Origin of the sequence: Streptomyces sp. NBC_01474 (assembly GCF_035918215.1) — a bacterium.
GTDB classification, from domain to species: Bacteria; Actinomycetota; Actinomycetes; order Streptomycetales; family Streptomycetaceae; genus Streptomyces; species Streptomyces aureus.
Window position 1 is genome coordinate 7,971,036 of the sequence record NZ_CP109449.1, and the last position, 21,531, is coordinate 7,992,566.

The window sequence follows — 21,531 nt, forward strand, 5'->3', positions numbered from 1 at the left end:
TCAGTGCGCGTCGAGAGTGACCGTGAAGGAGAACCGGTCGCCGCGGTAGTGGATGACGGCGACATCCAGCGGCCGGCCGTCCTCGTCATAGGTGATCCCCGTGTAGTGCAGGATCGGGCTGAGCAGCGGGACTTGCAGCAGGCGGGCCGTCTCCGGGTCCGCGAGCCGGGCCTCGACGGTGTCGGTGATCCGGCTGATGCGCACGCCGACGATGTCGCGCAGGACCTTCGTCATCGGCCAGCGCACCAGATCGTCCAGGTCGACACGGTCGGCGAGGTCGGCCCTGATGTAGTTGCGGGCGTGGTTCGTCGGCTCACCGGTCTTCTCGTCGCAGCGCAGCCGGTGGTACGTGCCCACGGTCTCGGCCTCCGGAAAGTACTCGGCGATCGTGCCGGGAACCGGAACCGTGCCGTGGTCCAGCAGTTCGGTCGTCATACCGGACTGCTGGGCCACGATGGCGTCGACCGAGCCGAGCAGGCGCACGGGTGCTCCCCGCCGCGCGGCCGGCTCGATGAAGGTGCCGCGCCTGCGGTGCCGGGTGATGAGCCCCTCGTCCTCCAGCTCCTTGAGCGCCTGCCGCATGGTCAGGACGCTCACCCCGTAGTGCCCCGCGAGCTGTTCCTCGGTGGGCAGGCGCAGCGGGTCGTCGGGGGAGCGCCCCAGTATGGAGGCGCGCAGGGACTGCGACACCTGATACCAGAGCGGCAGCTTGCGGTTCAGGACGATCGAGTCCGGGGCGAAAGAGGTCACGGGCTATCCGTATCGGTCGGGCGCGTTCAGTGCAACGGGCTCAGTGCGACGGCCTGAAGTGCCGTTCGAGGCCGCTCCACACGTCGTCGTAGCCGCGCTGGAGGTGATCGGCCTGCGCCGCCTGGGCGGTCGCGGTCACCGGCCACCGGGTCTCGAACATGAAGGCGAGCCCGTCGTCGACCTTCTGCGGCCTGAGTTCGGCCGCCGACGCCTTGTCGAAGGTCTCACGGTCCGGGCCGTGCGCCGACATCATGTTGTGCAGCGAACCACCGCCCGGAACGAAACCCCCCTTGCCGGCCGTCTTGGCGTCGTAAGCGCCCTCGATCAGGCCCATGTACTCGCTCATCACGTTCCGGTGGAAGTACGGCGGCCGGAACGTGTCCTCGCCGACCAGCCAGCGCGGCGCGAACACCACGAAGTCCACGCCCGCGAGCCCCGGGGTGTCGCTCGGCGAGGTGAGGACCGTGAAGATCGACGGATCCGGATGGTCGTAGCTGACCGACCCGATGACATTGAAACGACGCAGGTCGTAGACGCACGGGACATGGTTGCCGTGCCAGGCGACGACATCGAGCGGCGAGTGGTCGTACGTGGCGCGCCAGAGGTTTCCGCAGAACTTGTTCACCACCTCCACCGGCCCCTCGGTGTCCTCGTACGCGGCGACGGGGACCATGAAGTCCCGGGCGTTCGCCAGGCCGTTGGCGCCGATCGGGCCCAGGTCGGGCAGCCGGAAGGGGGAGCCGTAGTTCTCGCAGACGTAGCCGCGGGCATCGCCGTCGAGGAGTTCGACACGGAAGCGGACCCCGCGCGGGATCAGCGCGACGTGGCCGGGATCCACGTGCAGCAGGCCGAACTCGGTGCGCAGCAGCAGGCCGCCGCGCTCGGGGACGATCAGGAGCTCGCCGTCCGCGTCGCTGAACACCCGGTCCGTCATGGAGGAGTTGGCGTGGTAGAGGTGCACGGCCATACCGGCGCGCTGGGCAGCGTCGCCGTTCCCGCCCAGGGTCCACAGGCCCGCCAGGAAGTCCGTGCCGGGCGCCGGCTCGGGCAGCGGGTTCCAGCGCAGCCGGTTGGGGTCGGGGACGGACTCGGTGAAGGGGGCGGTGCGCAGCGCGCCGTTGTCCGCCCGTACGAACGCCGGGTGCGCGGCCGAGGGGCGGATCCGGTACAGCCACGAACGCCGGTTGTGCGCCCGCGGCTCGGTGAACGCGGCGCCGCTCAGCTGCTCCGCGTACAGACCGAGCGGGGCGCGCTGCGGCGAGTTGCGTCCGTGGGGCAGAGCGCCGGGCACCGCCTCCGAGCTGTGCTCGTTGCCGAAGCCCGAGAGGTAGGCAAGCCCCTCGGCGGTCTTCCTCGCGTCACGCATGTGGCTCCCTCGTCCATGATTCCTATGCTCTACCGTAGGATTCCCTTTTTCCTCGCGCAAGAGCACCCCGGGAAGCTGAACAGTCCTCTACTCTCCGGGTCATGCCGTGGACGCCGCCCGTGGAACCCGTGACCCACTCCACGTCCCTGCGCCGGGCGCCCGTCCAGCAGCGCAGCGCCGAACGCCTGAGCCGGATACTCGACGCCTGCGCGCAACTGCTCGACGAAGGCGGCTACGAGGAGCTCAGCACCCGGGCCGTGGCGGTCCGCGCCGGGGTGCCCATCGGCTCCGTCTACCGCTTCTTCGGCAACAAACGCGCCCTCGTCGACGCCCTCGCCGAACGCAATCTGCAGCGCTACGCAGAGCGGATCGTAGGGCGCCTCGCGGCGATCCCCGCGGCCGACTGGCGCGCCGCCATGGACGCCGTCCTCGACGAGTACCTCGCCATGAAGCGCACCGCTCCCGGCTTCTCCCTCGTCGACTTCGGCAATCAGATCCCCGTCGGCGCCGACGCCGGCCCCAACCACCGCCTCACCGACCGCCTCACCGAGCTGCTCGCCGTCCACCTCGACCGCACCCCCGACGAAACCCTGCGGCGCACGTTCCTGGTCGCCGTCGAATCAGCCGACGCCCTGGTCCGGCTCGCGTTCCGGCTCGACCCGACGGGCGACGAGAACGTCATCGCGGAGACGCGGGAGCTGCTGCGGGTGTATTTGGCGCGAGTGCTGGACTGATCCGGGGCCCGCCCCGTCGGCGGCGGTCCCCGGGAGCGCTGAAAACGTCCTCGCCGGCACCCTCGATCGCCGCCCAACCCCGTGACCTGGAGTTTTGCGCTTATTGCTCGCACGTCAACATCTTGTTAAGGCTGATGTGCGCGCCCTAACGTCTCGCTGACCGCAAGGCCCCGGTGGAAGTTCAAGGGCGAACGTTAGGTATCCACATGTTGACCATCCTCGGCTTCGGCATGATTGCCACCTTCCTGGTGCTGATCATGATGAAGAAGGTGTCGCCGATCGCGGCGCTCGTGCTCATCCCCGCTCTCTTCTGCGTCTTCGTGGGCAAGGGAGCCAAGCTCGGCGACTACGTCGTCGCGGGCATCGGTGACCTCGCGCCCACGGCGGCGATGCTGATGTTCGCCATCGTCTACTTCGGTCTGATGATCGACGTCGGCCTCTTCGATCCGATCGTGCGCGGCATCCTGAAGTTCGCGAAGGCCGACCCGGTCCGCATCGTCGTCGGCACCGCGGTGCTCGCGGCGATCGTCTCCCTCGACGGTGACGGCTCCACCACCTTCATGATCACCGTCTCGGCGATGTACCCGCTGTACAAGCGCCTCAAGATGAGCCTGATCGTGATGACCGGTGTCGCCGCGACCGCCAACGGCGTCATGAACACGCTGCCCTGGGGCGGCCCCACCGCCCGCGCCGCGACGGCGCTGAAGCTCGACGCCAGCGACATCTTCGTGCCGATGATCCCGGCGCTCGCCGTCGGTCTGCTCTTCGTCTTCGCCCTCGCCTACGTGCTGGGCCGCCGCGAGCGCAAGCGCCTCGGCTACCTGTCGCTCGACGAGGTCACCGAGACCGTCACCGAGACGTCCGACGAGAAGGTGCTCGTCGGTGCGGGTGCCTCCGGCGGCACGGGTTCCGGCTCCGGCTCCGGCAAGAAGGCCTCCGGCGGCTCCGGTTCCGGCTCCGACGCGCCCTCGTACGAGAACGAGGACGGCGAGACCTTCGCCGCCCTCGATCCGAACCGCGCCACCCTGCGCCCCAAGCTCTACTGGTTCAACGCGCTCATGACGGTGACCCTGCTCACCGCGATGATCATGGAGTGGCTGCCGATCCCGGTGCTGTTCATCCTGGGCGCCGCGCTCGCCCTCACGGTGAACTTCCCGCACATGCCCGACCAGAGGGCCCGCCTCGCAGCCCACGCCGAGAACGTCCTGAACGTCTCCGGCATGGTCTTCGCCGCGGCCGTCTTCACCGGCGTCCTCCAGGGCACCGGCATGGTCGACCACATGGCCAAGTGGGTCGTCGGCGGCATCCCCGACTGGATGGGCCCGCACATGGCCCTCGTCACCGGCGTCCTGTCCATCCCGTTCACGTATTTCATGTCGAACGACGGCTTCTACTTCGGCATCCTGCCCGTCCTCGCCGAGGCCGGGAACGCGCACGGCGTCTCCACCCTCGAGATCGCCCGCGCCTCCCTCATCGGCCAGCCGCTGCACATGTCGAGCCCGCTCGTCCCCGCCGTCTTCGTCCTCGTCGGCATGGCCAAGGTCGAGTTCGGCGACCACACGAAATTCACGGTCAAATGGGCCGCGCTCACCGCGCTGGTGATACTCGGCGCCGGATTCCTCTTCGGGATCCTCTGACCTCGATGAGTCTCCCTACAGAGCCCGGCAGGAGAAGCTGGCTGCTCCGCCTCGTCATCGCCTTCAGCTTCGCGCAGGGGGCGGTGTCGATGGCGCGGCCCGCCGTCTCCTACCGGGCTGTCGCGCTCGGCGCGGACGAGCGTGCGATCGGTGTGATCGCGGGTGTGTACGCGCTCCTTCCGCTGTTCGCGGCCGTACCGCTCGGCCGCCGCACCGACCACGGCCGGTGCGCGCCCCTGCTGCCCGTCGGCGTCGTCCTCATCGCCGGCGGCTGCGCGCTCAGCGGCACGGCCGGCTCCCTTGCCGCGATGGCCGCCTGGAGCGGCGTGATGGGACTCGGTCATCTGTCGTTCGTGATCGGCGCGCAGTCGATCGTCGCCCGCCAGTCCGCTCCGGCCGAACAGGACCGCAACTTCGGTCACTTCACCATCGGCGCGTCCCTCGGCCAGCTCGGCGGGCCGATCGCCGCGGGCGCGCTCATCGGCGGGCCCGACCTGGGAGCCACGAGCGCGCTCGCGCTGCTCGTCGCGGCAGCCGTCGCCGCGGTCTCCTTCACCTCGCTGTGGCGCATCGAGCACCCCCGTGCGAAGACGGGTGCGGCCGCACCCGCCGGGCCGCGCGTGCCGGTCGGGCGGATCCTGCGTACCCGGGGTGTGCCCGGCGGCATCTTCATCTCCCTCGCTGTCCTGTCCGCGACGGACATCCTCACGGCGTATCTGCCGGTCGTCGGCGAGCACCGGGGGATCGCGCCGTCCGTCGTCGGCCTGCTGCTGAGCCTGCGGGCCGCCGCCACGATCGCCTGCCGGCTTGTCATGACGCCGATGCTGCGGCGCCTCGGGAGGGCGACTCTTCTCGCCACCACCTGCCTGGTCGCCGGGGCTGTGTGTGCGGGTATCGCGCTGCCCGTGCCGGTGTGGGCGCTCGCCCTGATGCTGGCTGTGCTCGGTTTCTGCCTGGGTGTCGGGCAGCCGCTCTCGATGACGACGGTCGTCCAGGCGGCGCCCGACGACGCCCGGTCCACGGCGCTCGCGCTGCGGCTCACCGGCAACCGGCTCGGGCAGGTGGCGGCGCCGGCCGCGGCCGGGCTTGTGGCGGGGGTCGCGGGGGTTGCCGCGCCGTTCCTGATGCTCGGCGTGCTGCTGGTGGGGGCGGCGGGGGTCGGGGTGCGGGGTGGTAGCGGGGGGTCCTCGGGGCGGGGTCTCTTCCCCGGGCCCGCCCGTTCCCGAACCGGGGCTCCGCCCCGGACCCCGCCCCTCAAGCGCCGGAGGGGCTAGCTACGCCCTAGTGCTGCTTGCGCGCGGCCGTGAATGATCCTGGCCTCCGCCTCCGCCAGGCGCTCGCCCGCCTTTTGGGCGCGGGCGGCTTCGGCCTCGGCGAGCGTTGCTGCCTGGGCGGGGCGGCCCGCCTCCAGGTGGGCCCAGGCCGTGAGATGGCCCGCGTCCGTCGTCCCGGCAAGCAGGGCCAGCGCCTCCTCGGGGCGGTTCCGGCGTACGCCCAACTCGGCCCGGGCCAGCCGTACTTCCTGCTGGGCCTGCCGGTCGCCCTGCGCGTCGGCGGTCCGGCCCGCCCGGTCCAGGAGGGCGGCGCAGGACTCCGCGTCACCCGACCGCATCCGTACCCGCGCCAGCGCGGCCAGCGCATACGGAGCGCACCAGCCCGTGTGCGGCTCCGACTCGCGTACCGCGTCCTGCGCGAGGTCGCGCGCCGCGTCGTACTCCTCCAGGAGCAGATGGAGTTCGGCGAGATTGGCCCGCTCGAAGGCTGCCGCCGTCGGGTCGCCGGAGCGCTCGGCCAGCGCGAGGGCGCGCTGGCCCGTCGTGATGGCCTCCCGCAGCCGCCCCGACCGGCGCGCGTGCTCCCGCAGGACGGAGAGGACCGAGCCGAGCAACTGCGGATCCCCGTACGCCTCCGCGTGCGGCAGCGCGCGGTCCGCCACGGGCCTGGCCTGCGCGAAGCGCCCGGCCAGGGCCAGCGACGTGGCCTGTGTGGCGAGCGAACGCGCGAGCAGACCGCGTTGCTCGGGCCCCGTCACCCGCAGCGCCGCCGAGTGCGCCGCCTCTCCCGCGGTGACGGCCTCCGGGTAGCGGCCGGTGACGAAGTACAGGAGGGAGCGGGCGAGATGGTGCGCGGTGGCCGTCTCCGGCGTGGTTCCCGCGGCGGGCGGCGCCGCGTCGAGGAGGGCGAGCCCTTCCTCCGTGGAGCGGGTCTTCGCCAGGACCTCGGCAAGCCGGGCCGAGGCCAGGACGCGCCCGTCCGCGTCGCCGCGGCGAGCCAGGTCGTCGAGGGCCTCGCGCAGCACCCGCGCCGCGTCCTCGTACCGCGCCATGCGGCGCAGCACGGCCGCCCGGTCGATCCTGGCCCTCGCCGACTCGGCGGCGAACGCGTCGAGACGGTCGGTGAGCTGAGCGTAGTAGTGGTCCGCGGTGTCGTTCGCGCACAGGGCGGCTGCCCGCTCGGCGGCCTGCCGGAGATAGCCGGTGGCGCGCGGGTCGTCCGCGCGGGTCAGATGCGCGGCGAGCGTGTCCACGGCGTCGGGCCTGCGCCGCAGCACGGCCTCGGCGTAGGCCGAGTGGAGGAGGCGGCGGCGGGCGGCGGAGAGGCGCTCGTAGCAGGTGAGGCGTACGAGGGGGTGGCGGAAGGTGAGGCCGGGTACGGTGCGCCCGTCGGCGACGACGTCCCGTTCGGCGAGGACCGAGGCCGCGACGGCCGCGTCGGCGCCGGACGTTGCCTCGGCCATGGAGAGCAGCGGGTGCAGCCCCGCGCCCGCGACGTCGAGCACCTCGGCGAGTGCCGCGTCCCCGCCGGCCACCGCCACGGCCTCCACGACCCGGCGCGCGGCGGACCCGAGCCGCGCGAGCCGCGTGGCCACCAACTGCCGTACACCGTCGGGAGCTTGAGGCTCGGGCTCGGATGCCTCCGTCATGGTTGCCTCGCCCCCGCGCTCGTCCCCGAATGCCCGCGCCAGTTCCAGGGCGAAGAGTGGGTTGCCCAGCGAGAGGTCCCAGACCCGCTCGGGTACGGCGGACCCGGCCGGCAGGCCCAGCGCGTCCGCGGCCAGGGTCAGACAGTCGTCGCGGCCCAGGCGGGGCAGTTCCACATGGCGCGCGAGTCGCTGGCGTACGAGGGATTCGAGGCCCGCGCGGCGCGGGTCGGTCTCGGTGAGTTCCTCGGACCGGTACGTCGCCACGAAGCGGACGGGGCCGCGGGCCGTCCTGACACGGCGGGCCAGATGGCCGAGCAGTTGGAACGAGCCCGCGTCGGCCGCGTGCAGGTCGTCGAGGACGACCAGGACGGGCGCCGTCTCCGCGAGTTCTCCGAGCAGCCCGGCCGCCGCCCGGAACAGCCGCTCCCGCTCTTCCTCCGGACTGCGCTCCGCGCCACCGCCCGCCTGCCCCAACGACGGGAGCAGCGACGCCAGTTCGGGGTACTCGGCACCGGCCCTGGCGCGCTCCGCGGGCGGCCGGTCGGCGAGCCAGCCGTCGAGCGCCTCCACGAATGCGCCGAACGGCGTGTGTCCTTCCGCGTCGTGGCCCGCACCCCACAGCACCGCGGAGCCTTCGCCGAGAGCGCGTCGTGCCGCCTCGCTCACCAGGCGCGTCTTGCCGAGCCCCGCCTCGCCGCAGATCAGCTGTACGGCGGGCGCGTCCGGCGCGAGCAGCCGGTCGAGGACCGCGTCACGCCCCCGCAGCGGCGCCGGCGCGGGCCCTCGCACCGCGCCCGGCGGCGTGAATCCCGCGGCGGGCCGCGCCACCGGGGCCGCCGCTCCGCCCGCGTCGAGGGCGAGCAGATGGAGCCGCTGAGTCCGGGGCCCGGGACGCACGCCGAGTTCGGAGTCGAGGGCCTCGCGGCACGCGTGGAACTGCCGTACCGCCTGCCGCCGCAGCCCTTGGCGCAGATAGGCGCTCATGAGGAGCTGATGGGCGCGCTCGTCCGCCGGGTTCTCGTCGAGCGCCGACCGGGCAACCGTGGCGGCCTCGTCGGCGGCATCCTCGTCGAGCAGCGCCTCGGCCAGTGTGATCCGCAGCCGTTCGCACACGACGGCGAGCCGTTCGCGCCGCGAGTCGGTCCACGGCGCGTACCGGTCCTCCGGCAGCAGTTCCCCCGTGAACGCGCCGAGCGCGGCGCCGAGTCGGGTGGTGGAGCCGGAGTCGAGCGCGGCTTCCGCCAGTCGCTCCGCGTGGTCGGCGTCGATCCAGACCGTCCGCGGATCGAGGCGCAGGAGCGTGCCGTCCGAGATGAGGTACGAGGAGGCCGCTCGCGGCGCCAGCTCCGGCTCCAGGGCGCGGCGCGCGGCGTGCAGGGCGACGCGCAGGCTGCCGAGCGCGGCGGACGCGTCGGCGTCGGGCCAGCAGATGTCCATGGCCTGTTCGCGGTGGAGGCTGTGGCCGGGGGAGACCGCGAGGAGTTTGACGAGGGCGCGGGCGCTGGGGCGTGGCCATCGTTCGGCGAGGGCGGGGCCGCCGTCGCGAGTGAGCCGAAAGCCGCCGAAAAGGTGTAGACGCAGCAGTGGAGGAGCGGATTCCGTGCCGTGGTTCGTGTTGTCCGCACCCATAAGGGCGCACTTTAACCCCCTGCCCCAGGCGCACCGCAGGCCCCCCGAACGGATGTCCGGGGGGCCTGCGGGCGATGGCGAAGGTCAGGAGAGTGTGTTCACCGTCAGCTGGGAGATCGCGGTGAACTGGTTCAGGTATCGGCCGCCGAGCAGCTCGGTCGTCCGGTCGAAGCCCGTCTCGTCGAAACCGAGGTTCACGACCTCGTCGACGCCGTCACCGTCCAGGTCGCCGGAGAAGTACTCCCGGGCGCCCATCAGCGTGACTCGGCCCACGGGAGCGGGGTAGTTGTGGCCCCCGGTGAGCACGGCCGGGTCGTAGAGGTCGAGGCCCGCCTGGGTGCCCGCCGCGAGGAGCCGCTTTCCGCCCGGTCCGGTCAGGAAGCCGCCGGTCTCCGTGCTGGCCAAGGTGAAGATCGAGTAGTCCTGGCCGCCCGCCCCATAGGTGCGGAACGAAGCGGTCCCCGCGACGTTCAGCCCCTCCGGCCCGGTGAAGTAGTTCCCGAGCGTCCAGGCGCCGCCGGCCAGGCCCTGGTGCAGGACCTCGCCGGTGCGGCTGTCGCGGATCTCGACGACGTTGCGCAGACTCGTCGCGTCCGGGGCGCCCGACGCGGTGGTGGAGGTCGCCGCCATCCAGGTGTAGACGACCGCGTGCCCGTCGGCGTACGGGATCTTCGGCGAGGTGAACACGCCTCGCTTCAGGACGGCTCCGTACAGCTTGCCGTCGACGGCCTCGGCCGGGGCCTTCGGCGAGGCGGTCCAGCGCACCGTGCCCTTCTTGGCGTCGAGTGCGGCGCCGTCGACCACGGGTGAGTCCTTGTCGAGGGAGTCGGTGCTGGTGTACTGCGCGTACACCCGGCCTTCGCCCACCGCGGGGTCGCCGAACACGACGTCGCCCGCGCTGTCCGGTGCCGCGTACGTCCACAGCGCCGAGCCGTCGCCGCGGTAGGCCCGCAGCTTGTCGGTGGGCACGAGGACGTCGGCACGCTTGTCGCCGTTCAGGTCGGCGACCGTCACGGAGCGGATGAACTGCCCCTTGCCGTCGATGCGTTCGAGGGCCTTGCCGGTGCGGCCGTCGAGGACCGCGACCGCCGTGTCCGCGGCCACCGCGAAGTCGTCGACGCCGTCGCCGTTGACGTCGCCCTTCTCGATCCGGTGCACCTGGCCCGGGACGGTGGCCTTCCACAGGAGCTTGGGCTTGCCCGCGGTCAGCGAGGGACCCGAGTAGGCCCACACGCCATTGGACTTGCCGCCGACGACCAGGTCGTTCTTCTTGTCGCCGTCGAGGTCGGCCGAGGCCGAGGACGACAGGTCGCCCTGGAAGGGCAGCAGGGCCTGCTGCTCGCCGTTGCCGAACCCGTAGGTGCGCAGGTTCTGGTTCTGGTCGACCGTGCGGATATGCCGGCCGTCGGCGTCGCGGTAGGCCTGGGCGAACATCGGCGACGCGCCGATACCCTTCTCCTGCCAGCGCACGTCACCGCTGCCGGAGAACACGGTGAGCGAGGCGTACTGGCCGCCGCCGGGGTTCTCGGCGGTGTTCATGCCGGTGTCGTCCTGGGCGGCCGTCACCAGGCTGCCGTCGACAACGTCGAGGCTCCAGACGCTCGGACCGTCATGGCCGTTGTCGGCGGCCCGCTTGATGGTTGAGGACCACAGCAGCGTGGCGGGGTCCGTTCCGTCCACGACCCTGACGGTGTTGGAGTTGAGGTACAGGTACGGGTCGAGTGTCGACTCGCTGACCACGTACTCGGGCTTCCGGTCGCCCCGCAGGTCACCGATCGTCATGTCGGTGGGCAGCGCGTTGATCCGGGTGTCGAGGGTGGTCCGCCTGCCGTCGGCCAGGGAGTAGGTGTCGATCTCGTACTTGACGCCGTCGTTCGGGTCGGACTGCTCCAAGGCCACGAGCCGGCCGCGCGCTGTGTCCAGGTGCAGCTGGCGTGAGTAAAGAGCGCTGTCCGTCTTCCACTTGACCTGGCCGTCGGTTGTGTCGAGCACGAGAGTGCGGCCGCGGCCCGCCGTCGTGGCTGTCTTGCGCTGGTTGTACGACGCGGCGACCAGGCCGCCGCCGAGATCCTCCAGAGCACCCCACGCCGTGCGGTCGCGCACCTCCGTGTCGTACGTCCACGTGTCGGTGGGCTTCAGTGCCCCGTCGGCGTACGCGAAGCGGAGGCCGGAGACGGTGGCGGTCGCGGTGGCCGGGGAGTTGAGGTTGTAGTACGGCGCGTCCGTGACGACGAGCGTCTTGCCGACGAGCTTCACGTTGTAGGCGTACGCGTACAGCTTCGACCACAGCGTCTTGCCGGTCTTCCCGTCGAGCACCGTGACGAAGGTGCCGTTGGGCAGGGTCGAGCCGGGCGAGGTGAAGGGGCGGTACGGGTTCACGCCGACGCTCGCCGAGAACACCACGTCGTCCACGCCGTCGCCGGTCAGGTCGCCGGTCACGTACCCCTGGTCGGAGGCCGGTGTGAACGGGCTGACCGCGTTGTAGCCCATGACGATCCGCGCCGGGTACGGCTCTGTCTGCCATGGCCGGGAGTTCTTGACACCCCAGTCCGCGTACAGCGAGGCGTTGTCGCGCCGCCACAGGGCGGTGCCGTCGGCCTTGCTGCGCTGGACGCTGCCGAGGCTGTGCAGGGTGAAGTAGTCGCCGCCCTTGCCCCCGGCGGGGACGGTGGCAGCGAGGCCGCGCACGCCTTCCAGCGCGGACTTGGGGGAGATAGTGACGGCGCCGTCGGTGCCGGTGCCTTCGTCGAGGTGGGAGCCGGAGCCCTGCCCGTCCGTACCGGAGCCCTTGGTCGCGCCCTGCGGGTCGACCGTCTCGCGGTCGGCGTCCGCGTAGGGGTTGAGCTGGGCGTGGTCGGCGAGCTTCTCGGCCTGGCCGTCCGTCAGCGTCAGCAGGGAGCCGTCGTCGGCCGCGAGGGCGGGAGGCGCGGCGCTCAGCGCCAGGCCGGCCGCGACCAGCGCGGAGGCGAGCCGCAGCGCCCGCCGGGAGTTGCTTCTCATCACTTGGTCCCCTGCGCGATGCGGATGGCGGCCTTGTCCTTGAGGACCGGCTCGTTGAAGGTGTACTGGAGGGCGTCGGTGCCGGCCTGGTTCTCGATGCCGACGGTGGCGCTCGCGCCGCCGCCCGGCACGGCGAGGTACTGGAGGGTGACGGCGCCGGTGGCCTCGTCGAAGACGGCCTCGAAGGTGACGCGGCCCGGACTCCCGTCAGCGAACGCGGCGTTGTTCCAGACGACGGCGAACTTCCGGCTGCCGGCCGTACCGGTGGTGGAGGTCTGCACGCTCGACTTCTTGTCCAGGGTCAGGTCGTCCCAGAACGCGGCGACGGTGCCGTTCGGCTTGTCCGCCGACGGGAGTGCGACGTTCTCGTAGTCGCCGAGCCGCGGCTCCATGAAGTTGATCAGGCCGTTCGTGGTGACGCTCGCGCTGGAGTAGGGGACGCCGTACAGCTTCACCGGGAAGGGCAGCGCGATCGTCCTGGCGTCCTCGTCCCCGCTGAGCGCGACCTTGCTGCTGCCGGCGATCCAGGAGTACGTGGCGGGGGTGCAGCTGTTGCCGGTGCTGTCGGAGCGGGCGGGCACCCGGGCGGTGAGCGTCTCGTCGCCGTCCACGGTCAGCTTGCTGTTGTACGTGCCGTTGCACAGGACGGGCGCGGCGGGCGTGGCGGTCAGCGTGTACGAGCCCTCGGCGACCTTCGGCAGGGTGAAGTGGCCGGTGGCGTCCGTGGTGACGGAGGCGACGGGCGTGCCCGCGACCTGGACGGTGGCCTTGGCCAGCGGCTTGCCGGTGACGTCGAGGACGGTGCCGGACACGGCGTGCGAGGCGACCGCGTTCAGGGCGAAGTCCTCGGTGGCCTGCTCGCCGGTGGTGACGGTGATGCCGGACCTGGCGCCGTCCGCGTAGCCGTAGCCACCGAGGGTGAAGTCGTACGTGCCCGCCGGGAGCGTCAGCCGGTAGGAGCCGTCTGACGCGGTCGTCACGGTGCGGGTCGAGGTGGCGCCCGAGGCCTTCACGGTGACGCCGGACAACGCGGAGCCCGTCGCCTTGTCGGTGACCTTGCCGGTGACGACGGCCGCCGTGTGCGGGGCCTTGTCGACGGAGGCGAAGATGTCGAGCTTGCCCTCGCCCCACACGTTGTTTGCGCCGGCGGTGCCGCCGCAATGTGTGTCGTCGACGTCGACCGCACCCTCGTTCAGCAGCGCGCGCGTCGCCTCGATGTTGCCGATGAGGGAGGGAGCCGACGCCCAGAGCAGGGCGACGGCGCCCGCGACGTGCGGGGTCGCCATCGACGTACCGGAGATCGCCTTGTAGGTGTTGCCCGGCCAGGTGGAGCGGACGTTGACGCCCGGGGCCGAGATGTTCGGTTTCATCGAGCCGTCGAGCTTGGAGGGCCCGAAGCCGGAGAAGGAGGCGATCTTGCCGTCCACGTCGTACGCGCCGACGCCGTACGCCGGTGCCTGCGAGCCCGGTGCGTGGCCGGTCGAGCAGGTCACGCCGTCACCGTCGTTGCCGGAGGCGAACGCCTCGAAGATCCCGGCCGCGTTCCACGCCTCGACGATGTCCTGGTAGAACGTCGTGTCGCCGCCGCCCCAGGAGTTGTTCACGATGTCGGGCGCGAGGTCGGGGCGCGGGTTCTGGCCGTTGTGGTCGGTCGGGGCGAGGATCCACTGGCCCGCCGCGAGCAGCGAGGCGTCCGAGCAGGAGCTGGACTCGCAGCCCTTGGCGGCGATCCACTTCGCACCGGGCGCGACTCCGACGCCGCCCGCGCCGACCATGGTGCCCATCGTGTGGGTGCCGTGACCGTTGTTGTCGCAGGGCGCCGACGTGGGGCACTGGCCGGTCGGGTCGTACCAGTTGTAGTCGTGTGTGAAGGAACCATCGCCGTTGTTGCCGCGGTAGTTGGCCTTCAGCGCCGGGTGGTCGTACTGGACGCCCGAGTCGACGTTGGCGATGACGATGCCCTCGCCCCGGTCGTCGTACTGGTCCCAGACCTGGTCGGCCTTGATGTCCTTGACGCCCCACTCGGGGGTGACCGGGTCGCTGTCGCCGGCCGCGTCGGAGACCCGGCTCTCGGTGGCGTCAAGGGCGTAGTGGTGTTCCTTGACGATGCTCGCCACATCGGCGCGCTTCGCCAGGTCCTCGACGAGCCGCTCGTCGCCGGTCACCTTGAGCGCGTTGGTGATCCAGAACGACTCGTAGCCGACCTTCTCCTTGTCCAGGAAGGACTGGAGGGGCTGCTGGCTGCTCCTGGCCTCGGCGCGCAGCTCGGCGAACGCCGACTTCGCCTTCGCGGCGTGCGTGCGCGCGCCCTTGGCCGCGGACAGGTCCGCCTGCTTCTTGAGGACGACGAAGAAGGTCGACTCCTTGCCCTTCCCGACGGTGTCGAGAACGGACTGGTCGACCTCGGCGGTGCTGCTCGTGGTGGTGTCGGACTGCGCGAAGGCGGGGGCCGGGCCGATCAGGACGGCCGCCGCCGTGATCGCGGCCGCGGCCCAAGCGGCGGATCTGCGCCGGGGGGATCGGGGCAGGTGCATAGGAGCGCTCCTCCAGGACTGGTACGGGGAACCCGCCCGCCGCCCGTACCCACGGGGGAGGTACGGGGGCGGGGCGGGCTGGTCCGGGACGCTAGGAGGGGGCCGTTACTGGCGCGTTACCGGCCTGGACGAGGCGGACTTCGCGCACCGGGCGTGGCACCGTGACGGGAACCATGAAAGTGGCCCCTGGCGCCCAAAAACTAACGGCGCTAGTTTGGGCCGCGGACGACTTCGCCGTAGCGGACGACTGTGCCGTGGACGCGGCACCCCGGGAGGAACAGCCATGAAGGCCCACGACGGGATGTACATCGGCGGCGAGTGGCGGGCCGCCGCCGGCACGGACACGATCGCCGTGGTGAATCCGGCGGACGAGCAGGTCATCGCCCATGTGCCGGCGGGCGTCGCCGAGGACGTCGACGCCGCCGTGTTCGCCGCCCACGAGGCGTTCCCCGCCTGGGCCGCGACCCCGCCCGCCGAACGCGCCGCGCGGATCGCCGCCCTGCGCGACGTCCTCGTCGCCCGCAAGGACGAGATCGCCGAGACCGTCACCGCCGAACTCGGCGCGCCCCTGCAGTTCTCGCAGATGGTGCATGCGGGCGTGCCGATCCTGGTGGCAGGCTCGTACGCCGAACTCGCCGCCTCGTACGCCTTCGAGGAGAAGGTCGGCAACTCCACCGTCTACGCCGAACCGGTCGGCGTCGTCGGCGCGATCACGCCCTGGAACTACCCGCTCCACCAGATCGTCGCGAAGGTGGCCCCCGCGCTCGCGGCCGGGTGCACCGTCGTGCTCAAGCCCGCAGAGGACACCCCGCTGACCGCCCAGCTCTTCGCCGAGGCCGTCCATGAAGCGGGCATCCCCGCGGGCGTGTTCAACCTCGTCACCGGCCTCGGCCCCGTCGCGGGCCAGGCGCTCGCCGAGCACCCGGGCGTCGACCTGGTCTCCTTCACCGGATCCACCGCCGTCGGCAAGCAGATCGGCGCCACCGCGGGCGCGGCCGTCAAGCGCGTCGCCCTCGAACTCGGCGGCAAGTCCGCCAACGTCATCCTGCCGAGCGCCGACCTCGCCAAGGCGGTCGGTGTCGGCATCGCGAACGTCATGGGCAACTCCGGCCAGACGTGCAGCGCCTGGACCCGCATGCTCGTCCACACGTCCCAGTACGACGAGGCCGTCGCGCTCGCCGCCGAGGCCGCCGCCAAGTACGGCGACCGCATCGGCCCGCTCGTCAACGCCAAGCAGCACACGCGCGTGCGCGGCTACATCGAGAAGGGCGTCGCCGAGGGCGCCCGCCTCGTCGCAGGCGGCCCCGAAGCCCCGCGCGAGGAGGGCTACTTCGTCAGCCCGACCGTCTTCGCCGACGTCACCCCCGAGATGGCCATCGCCCAGGAGGAGATCTTCGGCCCGGTCGTCTCGATCATCCGCTACGAGGACGAGGGCGACGCCCTGCGCATCGCCAACGGAACGGTGTACGGCCTCGCGGGAGCCGTCTGGGCGGCCGACGACGCCGAGGCGGTCGCGTTCGCGCGCCGCATGGACACCGGCCAGGTCGACATCAACGGCGGCCGCTTCAACCCCCTTGCCCCGTTCGGCGGTTACAAGCAGTCGGGCGTCGGCCGCGAGCTGGGCGCGCACGGCCTGTCCGAGTACCTCCAGACCAAGTCCCTCCAGTTCTAAGGGAGTTCCCCGCATCATGGTCCGCGCCGCTGTCCTGCCCGCCGTCGGCTCTCCCCTGGAGATCACGGAGATCGACCTGCCCGAGCCCGGCCCCGGGCAGGTCCGCATCAAGCTCGCCGCCGCCGGGGTCTGCCACTCCGACCTGTCCCTGACCAACGGCACGATGCGCGTGCCCGTCCCCGCCGTGCTCGGCCACGAGGGCGCCGGCACGGTCGTCTCCGTCGGCGAGGGCGTCACCCATGTCGCACCCGGCGACGGGGTCGTCCTCAACTGGGCGCCCGCGTGCGGAAAGTGCCACGCCTGCTCACTCGGCGAGGTGTGGCTGTGTGCCGACGCCCTCACCGGCGCGGGCTCCGTGTACGCCCACCGCTCCGACGACGGCGGCGACCTCCACCCGGGCCTGAACGTCGCCGCGTTCGCCGAGGAGACGGTGGTCGCCGCGAACTGCGTCCTGCGCGCCCCCGAGGGCGTGCCCCTCACCGACGCGGCCCTCCTCGGCTGCGCCGTACTGACCGGATACGGCGCCGTGCACCACTCGGCGCGGGTCCGTGAGGGCGAGACGGTCGCCGTCTTCGGCGTCGGCGGGGTCGGCCTCGCCACGCTCCAGGCGGCCCGCATCGCCGGCGCCTCGAAGATCATCGCCGTGGACGTCTCGCCGGAGAAGGAGGAGCTGGCCCGCAGGGCCGGCGCCACGGACTACGTCGTGTCCTCCGAGACCACCGCACGCGAGATCCGCGGTCTCACCGGCAAGCAGGGCGTGGACGTCGCGGTCGAGTGCGTGGGCCGCGCCGTGACCATCCGTACCGCGTGGGAGTCCACGCGGCGCGGCGGCCGCACCACGGTCGTCGGCATCGGCGGCAAGGACCAGCAGGTCACCTTCAACGCACTGGAGATCTTCCACTTCGGCCGCACGCTCTCCGGCTGCGTCTACGGCAACTCCGACCCGGCGAAGGACCTCCCGGTCCTGGCCGAGCACATCCGCGCGGGCCGCCTCGACCCGAGCGCACTCGTCACCGAACACATCGCACTCGACGGGATCCCCGCCGCCTTCGACAACATGGTCGCGGGCAAGGGCGGACGGGCGCTGGTCGTCTTCTAGACCCGCACCCCATGACCCCGGCCGCCCCCGAGCGGCCGGGGTCACAGGGCTGTCCGCACACGGCCGGCGCTTGCCCATGTGCAGGCAAAAACTGCTGCTGCGCAACCCGTTGACCCGCGTACCGTCCGGTCAGTATGTTCCCGGGACCGCGGCGCCGCGGACCGTCCCCTCCCCGCAGCCACCGGAGTGTGCACGCATGGACACGGCACCATCCGCTCGCCCCGCAGCCACCGCTTCCTCCGAAGCCGAGACCCGTGCCCGACGAAAGGTCGCCACCGCCGCCGCGCTCGCCTCGGCCGTCGAGTGGTACGACTACTTCGTCTTCGGCATCGCGGCCGCCCTCGTGCTCGGCGACCTCTACTTCCCCTCGGGCAGCTCGTCGGCGGGCGTGCTCGCCGCCTTCGCGACCTTCGCCGTCGGCTTCCTAGCCCGCCCGCTCGGCGGGGTCATCGCCGGCCAGCTCGGCGACAAGCGCGGCCGCAAGCCCATGCTGGTCCTCGCCCTGACCCTGATGGGCCTCGCCACCACGGGCATCGGCCTGCTTCCCACGTACGACACGATCGGCGTGGCCGCGCCGATCCTCCTCGTCGCCCTGCGGGTCGTGCAGGGCCTCGCCGTCGGCGCCCAGTGGGGCGGCGCGATGCTGATGGCCACCGAGTACGCCCCCGAGGGCAAGCGCGGCCTCTACGGCAGCCTCGTCCAACTCGGCGTCCCCATCGGCGTGGTGACCGCCAACACCGTCTTCCTCGTCGCCGGCGCCCTCACCAGCGACAGTGCTTTCGCCGCGTGGGGCTGGCGGCTCCCGTTCCTGGTGGGCCTGCTCGTGCTCGCCCTGGCCTGGTACATCCACGCGAAGGTCGAGGAGACCCCCGAGTTCAAGGCGGCGGAGGCGGAACTGGCGAAGGCGGAGGCGGACCGCTCCCGCTCCCCGCTGCGCAGGATTCTGCGCGAACACCTCGGCACGGTCTTCCTCGCGGGCGGCTCCTTCGCCGTGAACACCGCGACGTTCTACATCATCATCACGGGAGTCCTCGACTACACGACCCGTGAACTCGGTATGAAGCGCGAGGCCGTCCTGACCGTCTCGCTCTGCATCAGCCTCACCCAGCTCGCCCTGATCCCCGCGTCGGCGGCCCTTTCCGACCGCATCGGACGGCTGCGGATCTACGCACTCGGCGCGGCGGGCCTCGTCGTGTGGGCCGTGCCGATGTTCCTGCTCATCGACACGGGCTCACTGCTCTGGCTGGCCGTCGGCACCTTTGTCACCAGCTGCTTCCTGAGCATCATGTACGGGCCTCAGGCCGCCCTGTTCGCGGAGCTGTTCACCGCGGAGATGCGCTACACCGGCGCCTCGCTCGGCTATCAGATCGCGGCCGTGTTCGGCGGCGGACTCGCGCCGTTCGTGATGGTGCTGCTCCTGGAGGCGACCGGCACGTCGATGGCCGTCTCCGGCTACATCATCGGGCTCGGCGTGATCGCTCTGATCTCCATCAAGGTGCTTGCGGGGCGGGCGGCTGCGCGCTGAGAGCCTCCGCCGACATCGGCTCCGGCGCCGCGGGCGCCGGAGCCGATGTCCGCAGTTCGGGGAAGGACCGGGCCGCCGCCAGGAAGGCGAACGTCGTCAGGACGAACGGCCAGGTGAACATGTGTCCGCCGGACGGCGCGAACACCGCGGCCATGGCCGACGTCGCGGCCGTCGCGGTGAACGCGCCCACCACGGCGTAGCCCAGAGTGCGCGGGCCCGCCTCCAGGAACACCCCGCACAGGGCCAGCATCACGAGGATCGCGTTGTAGCCCATGGTGCCGTCCGCGATCTGGGCGGCGGGAGCGCCGAGCGCCCACGCCGAGAGGATCCCGACGAGGCTGCCCACGCCCGCCACGGCGGCGGCCCGGCGACTCGCGACGAGGAGTGCGGCGAGCACCAGCGCGCCGACGTACCACTGCGGCATGAAGAAGATCTGGGCGAAGCCGGTGAAGAACCCGTGCCACAGGTCGGAGAAGCCGAGCGAGGTCGGCCCGGTCGCCGCGCTCGTGAGGGCGGCGAGGCCGTCGCCGTGGTGCCAGATCCGCTCGAACCCCGGTGCCGCGGTGGTCATCGCGCTCGCGAGGAGGCAGTAGGGGAGCGTCAGCGACGGCAGGTTCCACACGCCGAGCAGATTGACGACGGCCGCGGTGACGACGGTGACGACGACGCAGCCGGCCGCCGCGAGCAGCGCGGTCGAAAGATGGCCGGCGCCCAGGAACACCGCGAAACACAGCGCCGTCAGACAGGCGTTGAACCCTTCGAGGCCCGTCGAGACGCGCTCGCGGTCCGCGCCGAGCAGCCGCGAGGTGGCCGTGCCGAGCGCCGTTCCCGCGATCGCGTAGAGCCCGTACTCCCACCCCGCCGCGAACAGCGCCACGGCGAAGAGCAGTCCGGCCGGGACGCTGGACAGAAAGGCGACCTGAGCCTGCCCCCGTAGGACCTGAACGCCGAATTGCCTACAACCCGCACCCCGATCAAGGGCTGATTCGCCAGGAGTTGGGCCGTTCTTGGCCTGCCGCATCCCGTGCTCCCGTGTTACGTCCCTGTTTCACCGAGCAGAACGGAGGCACTTTACAGACATCCCCTGAAGTCCGGAAGAAGGGGCCTATCGAGGCAGGAAGCACCCCCCTCCCGGCCGACGCGGCGCCGCTGCCCCGATCCCCGGGCGCCGCCGATGCAGCGCCGCTGCCTCGATCCCCGGGCGTCGCTAGCGCAGCGACTCCGCCCCGATCCCCAGGGCGTCGCCGAACGCCCGCTCCCCGTCCTGCGTGACCTTCACGGCCCGCTCGGACCCGATCCGCACGACCCAGCCAGCGTCGAACGCGCGGCTGCACAGCGCCGCGCCCGCCGTCCCCGCGAGATGCGGCCGGCGTTCGGTCCAGTCCAGGCACGCCCGCGCCATGGGCCGGCGCCCCGACCGCTCGAGCCCGATCCCCAACGCCCCGAACAGGTCCACCCCTTGCGGGGTCAGCGCGAACCCCGTCTCCGTTTGCAGATCCCCGCGCCGGACCAGCGCGTCCGTGAGGGCGATGCCGAGACGGCCCGCGAGATGGTCGTAACAGGTGCGCCCGCGTGCCATCGCGTCCCGCGCGCTCACCGCCCGCAACGTCGCCGGCCGCTCCCCGCCGTCCGGCGCCGCGTACGCGGCGAGTTCCTCGACGAGCCCCGCCACGCGCGCGTCCGCGAGCCGCACATAGCGGTGGCGCCCCTGCCGTTCCTCGGTGAGCAGGCCGCCCGCGACGAGCTTTCCCAGATGCTCGCTCGCGGTCGAGGCGGCCACCCCCGAGTGCCGCGCGAGCTCACCGGCGGTCCACGCCCGCCCGTCGAGCAGTGCGAGCAGACAGGCGGCGCGGGTTTCGTCGGCCATGAGTGCGGCGAGCGCGGCGAGGCGCGGTGCCCCGGGTTCCCTCGACTTCATGGGTCAAGCATGCGCCCGGAACGGTTCGGTGACGGCCGAAACGTCAGTGCAGCGCCGCGACCTGCCCGTACTGCTGCGCGAGCCCGTCGAGGAGCGCCCGCAGGCCCGTCTCGAAGGCCCGCTCGTCGATCAGCTCCTGGCGGTCGGCGAGCAGGTGCGCCTGGCCGAGGTGCGGGTAGTCGGCGGGGTCGTACGCCGTCTCGTCGTCGACGAAGCCCCCGGCGAACGAGCCGAGCGCGGAGCCCGTCACGAAGTACCGCATGAGCGCGCCGATCGACGTGGCCTGCGCCGGGGGCCAGCCCGCGTCCACCATCGAGCCGAACACGGCGTCCGCGAGCCGCAGTCCCGCGGGCCGGCGGCCGGGCCCCTGGGCGAGGACGGGAACGATGTTCGGGTGCTCGAGGAGGGCCGCCCGGTAGGACACCGCCCAGTCGTGCAGGGAGGTGTGCCAGTCGCGCCCGTCCGCGGGGTCGAACATCGACAGGTCGACCTGCGCGCTCACCGAGTCGGCGACCGCCTCCAGGATCTGGTCCTTGGTGCGGAAGTGGTTGTAGAGCGAGGGACCGCTCACGCCCAGCTCGGCGGCGAGCCGCCGTGTCGAGACGGCCGCGAGGCCCTCGGCGTCGACGAGAGAGAGCGCCGCCGTGACGATGCGGTCTCTGCTCAGGAGGGGCTTGCGCGGTCGGGCCATGCGGCACATAGTAGGGCTGTCAACAGAAAACTAGCACTGCTAATTTAGTGCTC

Annotated in this window: 14 protein-coding genes; 6 read left to right on the top strand and 8 right to left on the bottom strand. The window is 71.9% G+C overall.

Annotated features, from left to right (window positions below; all coding sequences use genetic code 11):
* Entirely contained in the window at positions 1 to 750 is a 750-nt protein-coding gene (locus OG758_RS36365) for a GntR family transcriptional regulator (protein ID WP_326713778.1), read from the bottom strand.
* A 40-nt stretch (positions 751 to 790) separates the two neighbouring features.
* Positions 791 to 2,116 carry a homogentisate 1,2-dioxygenase gene (gene hmgA, locus OG758_RS36370; protein ID WP_326713779.1) on the bottom strand — a complete coding sequence of 442 codons (1,326 nt, stop codon included), beginning with the start codon at positions 2,114 to 2,116 and terminating at the stop codon, positions 791 to 793.
* Positions 2,117 to 2,217: 101 nt separating this feature from the next.
* Here hmgA and OG758_RS36375 point away from each other — a divergent pair, with 101 nt between their 5' ends.
* The 3 genes from OG758_RS36375 (at position 2,218) to OG758_RS36385 (ending at position 5,761) form a co-directional block, all read left to right on the top strand.
* Positions 2,218 to 2,850: a TetR family transcriptional regulator gene (locus OG758_RS36375; protein ID WP_383668518.1), complete on the top strand. Its 633-nt coding sequence runs from the start codon at positions 2,218 to 2,220 to the stop codon at positions 2,848 to 2,850.
* Positions 2,851 to 3,056: 206 nt separating this feature from the next.
* Positions 3,057 to 4,487, top strand: coding sequence for a CitMHS family transporter (locus OG758_RS36380; RefSeq protein WP_326713780.1), 1,431 nt, complete (start codon positions 3,057 to 3,059; stop codon positions 4,485 to 4,487).
* A gap of 5 nt (positions 4,488 to 4,492) precedes the next feature.
* Positions 4,493 to 5,761, top strand: a complete 1,269-nt coding sequence (locus OG758_RS36385; RefSeq protein ID WP_326713781.1) for an MFS transporter — start codon at positions 4,493 to 4,495, stop codon at positions 5,759 to 5,761.
* On the opposite strand, the gene OG758_RS36390 is transcribed toward OG758_RS36385, so the two are convergent.
* The 3 genes from OG758_RS36390 to OG758_RS36400 form a co-directional block, all read right to left on the bottom strand.
* Entirely contained in the window at positions 5,758 to 9,039 is a 3,282-nt protein-coding gene (locus OG758_RS36390) for an ATP-binding protein (protein WP_326713782.1), read from the bottom strand. The genes OG758_RS36385 and OG758_RS36390 overlap by 4 nt on opposite strands.
* 84 nt (positions 9,040 to 9,123) lie before the next feature.
* Positions 9,124 to 12,039, bottom strand: coding sequence for an FG-GAP repeat domain-containing protein (locus OG758_RS36395; protein ID WP_326713783.1), 2,916 nt, complete (start codon positions 12,037 to 12,039; stop codon positions 9,124 to 9,126).
* Positions 12,039 to 14,573 carry a S8 family serine peptidase gene (locus OG758_RS36400; RefSeq protein WP_326713784.1) on the bottom strand — a complete coding sequence of 845 codons (2,535 nt, stop codon included), beginning with the start codon at positions 14,571 to 14,573 and terminating at the stop codon, positions 12,039 to 12,041. Before OG758_RS36400 ends, OG758_RS36395 begins: the two co-directional genes overlap by 1 nt.
* 283 nt (positions 14,574 to 14,856) lie before the next feature.
* On the opposite strand from OG758_RS36400, the gene OG758_RS36405 reads away from it, so the two are divergent.
* The 3 genes from OG758_RS36405 (at position 14,857) to OG758_RS36415 (ending at position 18,869) form a co-directional block, all read left to right on the top strand.
* A complete protein-coding gene (locus tag OG758_RS36405; protein ID WP_326713785.1) occupies positions 14,857 to 16,245 on the top strand; it encodes an aldehyde dehydrogenase family protein in 1,389 nt (462 codons plus the stop codon).
* A 16-nt stretch (positions 16,246 to 16,261) separates the two neighbouring features.
* Positions 16,262 to 17,344 carry a Zn-dependent alcohol dehydrogenase gene (locus OG758_RS36410; protein WP_326713786.1) on the top strand — a complete coding sequence of 361 codons (1,083 nt, stop codon included), beginning with the start codon at positions 16,262 to 16,264 and terminating at the stop codon, positions 17,342 to 17,344.
* Positions 17,345 to 17,540: 196 nt separating this feature from the next.
* On the top strand, positions 17,541 to 18,869 hold the full coding sequence (locus OG758_RS36415) for an MFS transporter (protein WP_326713787.1): 1,329 nt from the start codon (positions 17,541 to 17,543) through the stop codon (positions 18,867 to 18,869).
* On the opposite strand, the gene OG758_RS36420 is transcribed toward OG758_RS36415, so the two are convergent.
* The 3 genes from OG758_RS36420 to OG758_RS36430 form a co-directional block, all read right to left on the bottom strand.
* A complete protein-coding gene (locus tag OG758_RS36420; protein WP_326713788.1) occupies positions 18,835 to 19,890 on the bottom strand; it encodes an urea transporter in 1,056 nt (351 codons plus the stop codon). The two genes, OG758_RS36415 and OG758_RS36420, sit on opposite strands and share 35 nt — an antisense overlap.
* Positions 19,891 to 20,076: 186 nt before the next feature.
* On the bottom strand, positions 20,077 to 20,787 hold the full coding sequence (locus tag OG758_RS36425) for an ArsR/SmtB family transcription factor (protein WP_326713789.1): 711 nt from the start codon (positions 20,785 to 20,787) through the stop codon (positions 20,077 to 20,079).
* A 43-nt stretch (positions 20,788 to 20,830) separates the two neighbouring features.
* Positions 20,831 to 21,478 (bottom strand): TetR/AcrR family transcriptional regulator, encoded by a 648-nt coding sequence (locus tag OG758_RS36430; protein WP_326713790.1) that lies wholly within the window; start codon positions 21,476 to 21,478, stop codon positions 20,831 to 20,833.
* Between the last annotated feature and the right edge of the window lie 53 nt (positions 21,479 to 21,531).

Excerpts from the sequence above, each read along its gene's own strand:
- OG758_RS36425 (WP_326713789.1), bottom strand. The coding sequence starts at position 20,787 with ATGAAGTCGAGGGAACCCGGGGCACCGCGCCTCGCCGCGCTCGCCGCA.
- OG758_RS36385 (WP_326713781.1), top strand. The coding sequence starts at position 4,493 with ATGAGTCTCCCTACAGAGCCCGGCAGGAGAAGCTGGCTGCTCCGCCTC.
- OG758_RS36415 (WP_326713787.1), top strand. The coding sequence starts at position 17,541 with ATGGACACGGCACCATCCGCTCGCCCCGCAGCCACCGCTTCCTCCGAA.
- OG758_RS36405 (WP_326713785.1), top strand. The coding sequence starts at position 14,857 with ATGAAGGCCCACGACGGGATGTACATCGGCGGCGAGTGGCGGGCCGCC.
- OG758_RS36375 (WP_383668518.1), top strand. The coding sequence starts at position 2,218 with ATGCCGTGGACGCCGCCCGTGGAACCCGTGACCCACTCCACGTCCCTG.
- OG758_RS36395 (WP_326713783.1), bottom strand. The coding sequence starts at position 12,039 with ATGAGAAGCAACTCCCGGCGGGCGCTGCGGCTCGCCTCCGCGCTGGTC.
- OG758_RS36400 (WP_326713784.1), bottom strand. The coding sequence starts at position 14,573 with ATGCACCTGCCCCGATCCCCCCGGCGCAGATCCGCCGCTTGGGCCGCG.
- OG758_RS36390 (WP_326713782.1), bottom strand. The coding sequence starts at position 9,039 with ATGGGTGCGGACAACACGAACCACGGCACGGAATCCGCTCCTCCACTG.
- OG758_RS36430 (WP_326713790.1), bottom strand. The coding sequence starts at position 21,478 with ATGGCCCGACCGCGCAAGCCCCTCCTGAGCAGAGACCGCATCGTCACG.
- OG758_RS36410 (WP_326713786.1), top strand. The coding sequence starts at position 16,262 with ATGGTCCGCGCCGCTGTCCTGCCCGCCGTCGGCTCTCCCCTGGAGATC.
- OG758_RS36380 (WP_326713780.1), top strand. The coding sequence starts at position 3,057 with ATGTTGACCATCCTCGGCTTCGGCATGATTGCCACCTTCCTGGTGCTG.
- hmgA (WP_326713779.1), bottom strand. The coding sequence starts at position 2,116 with ATGCGTGACGCGAGGAAGACCGCCGAGGGGCTTGCCTACCTCTCGGGC.
- OG758_RS36420 (WP_326713788.1), bottom strand. The coding sequence starts at position 19,890 with ATGCGGCAGGCCAAGAACGGCCCAACTCCTGGCGAATCAGCCCTTGAT.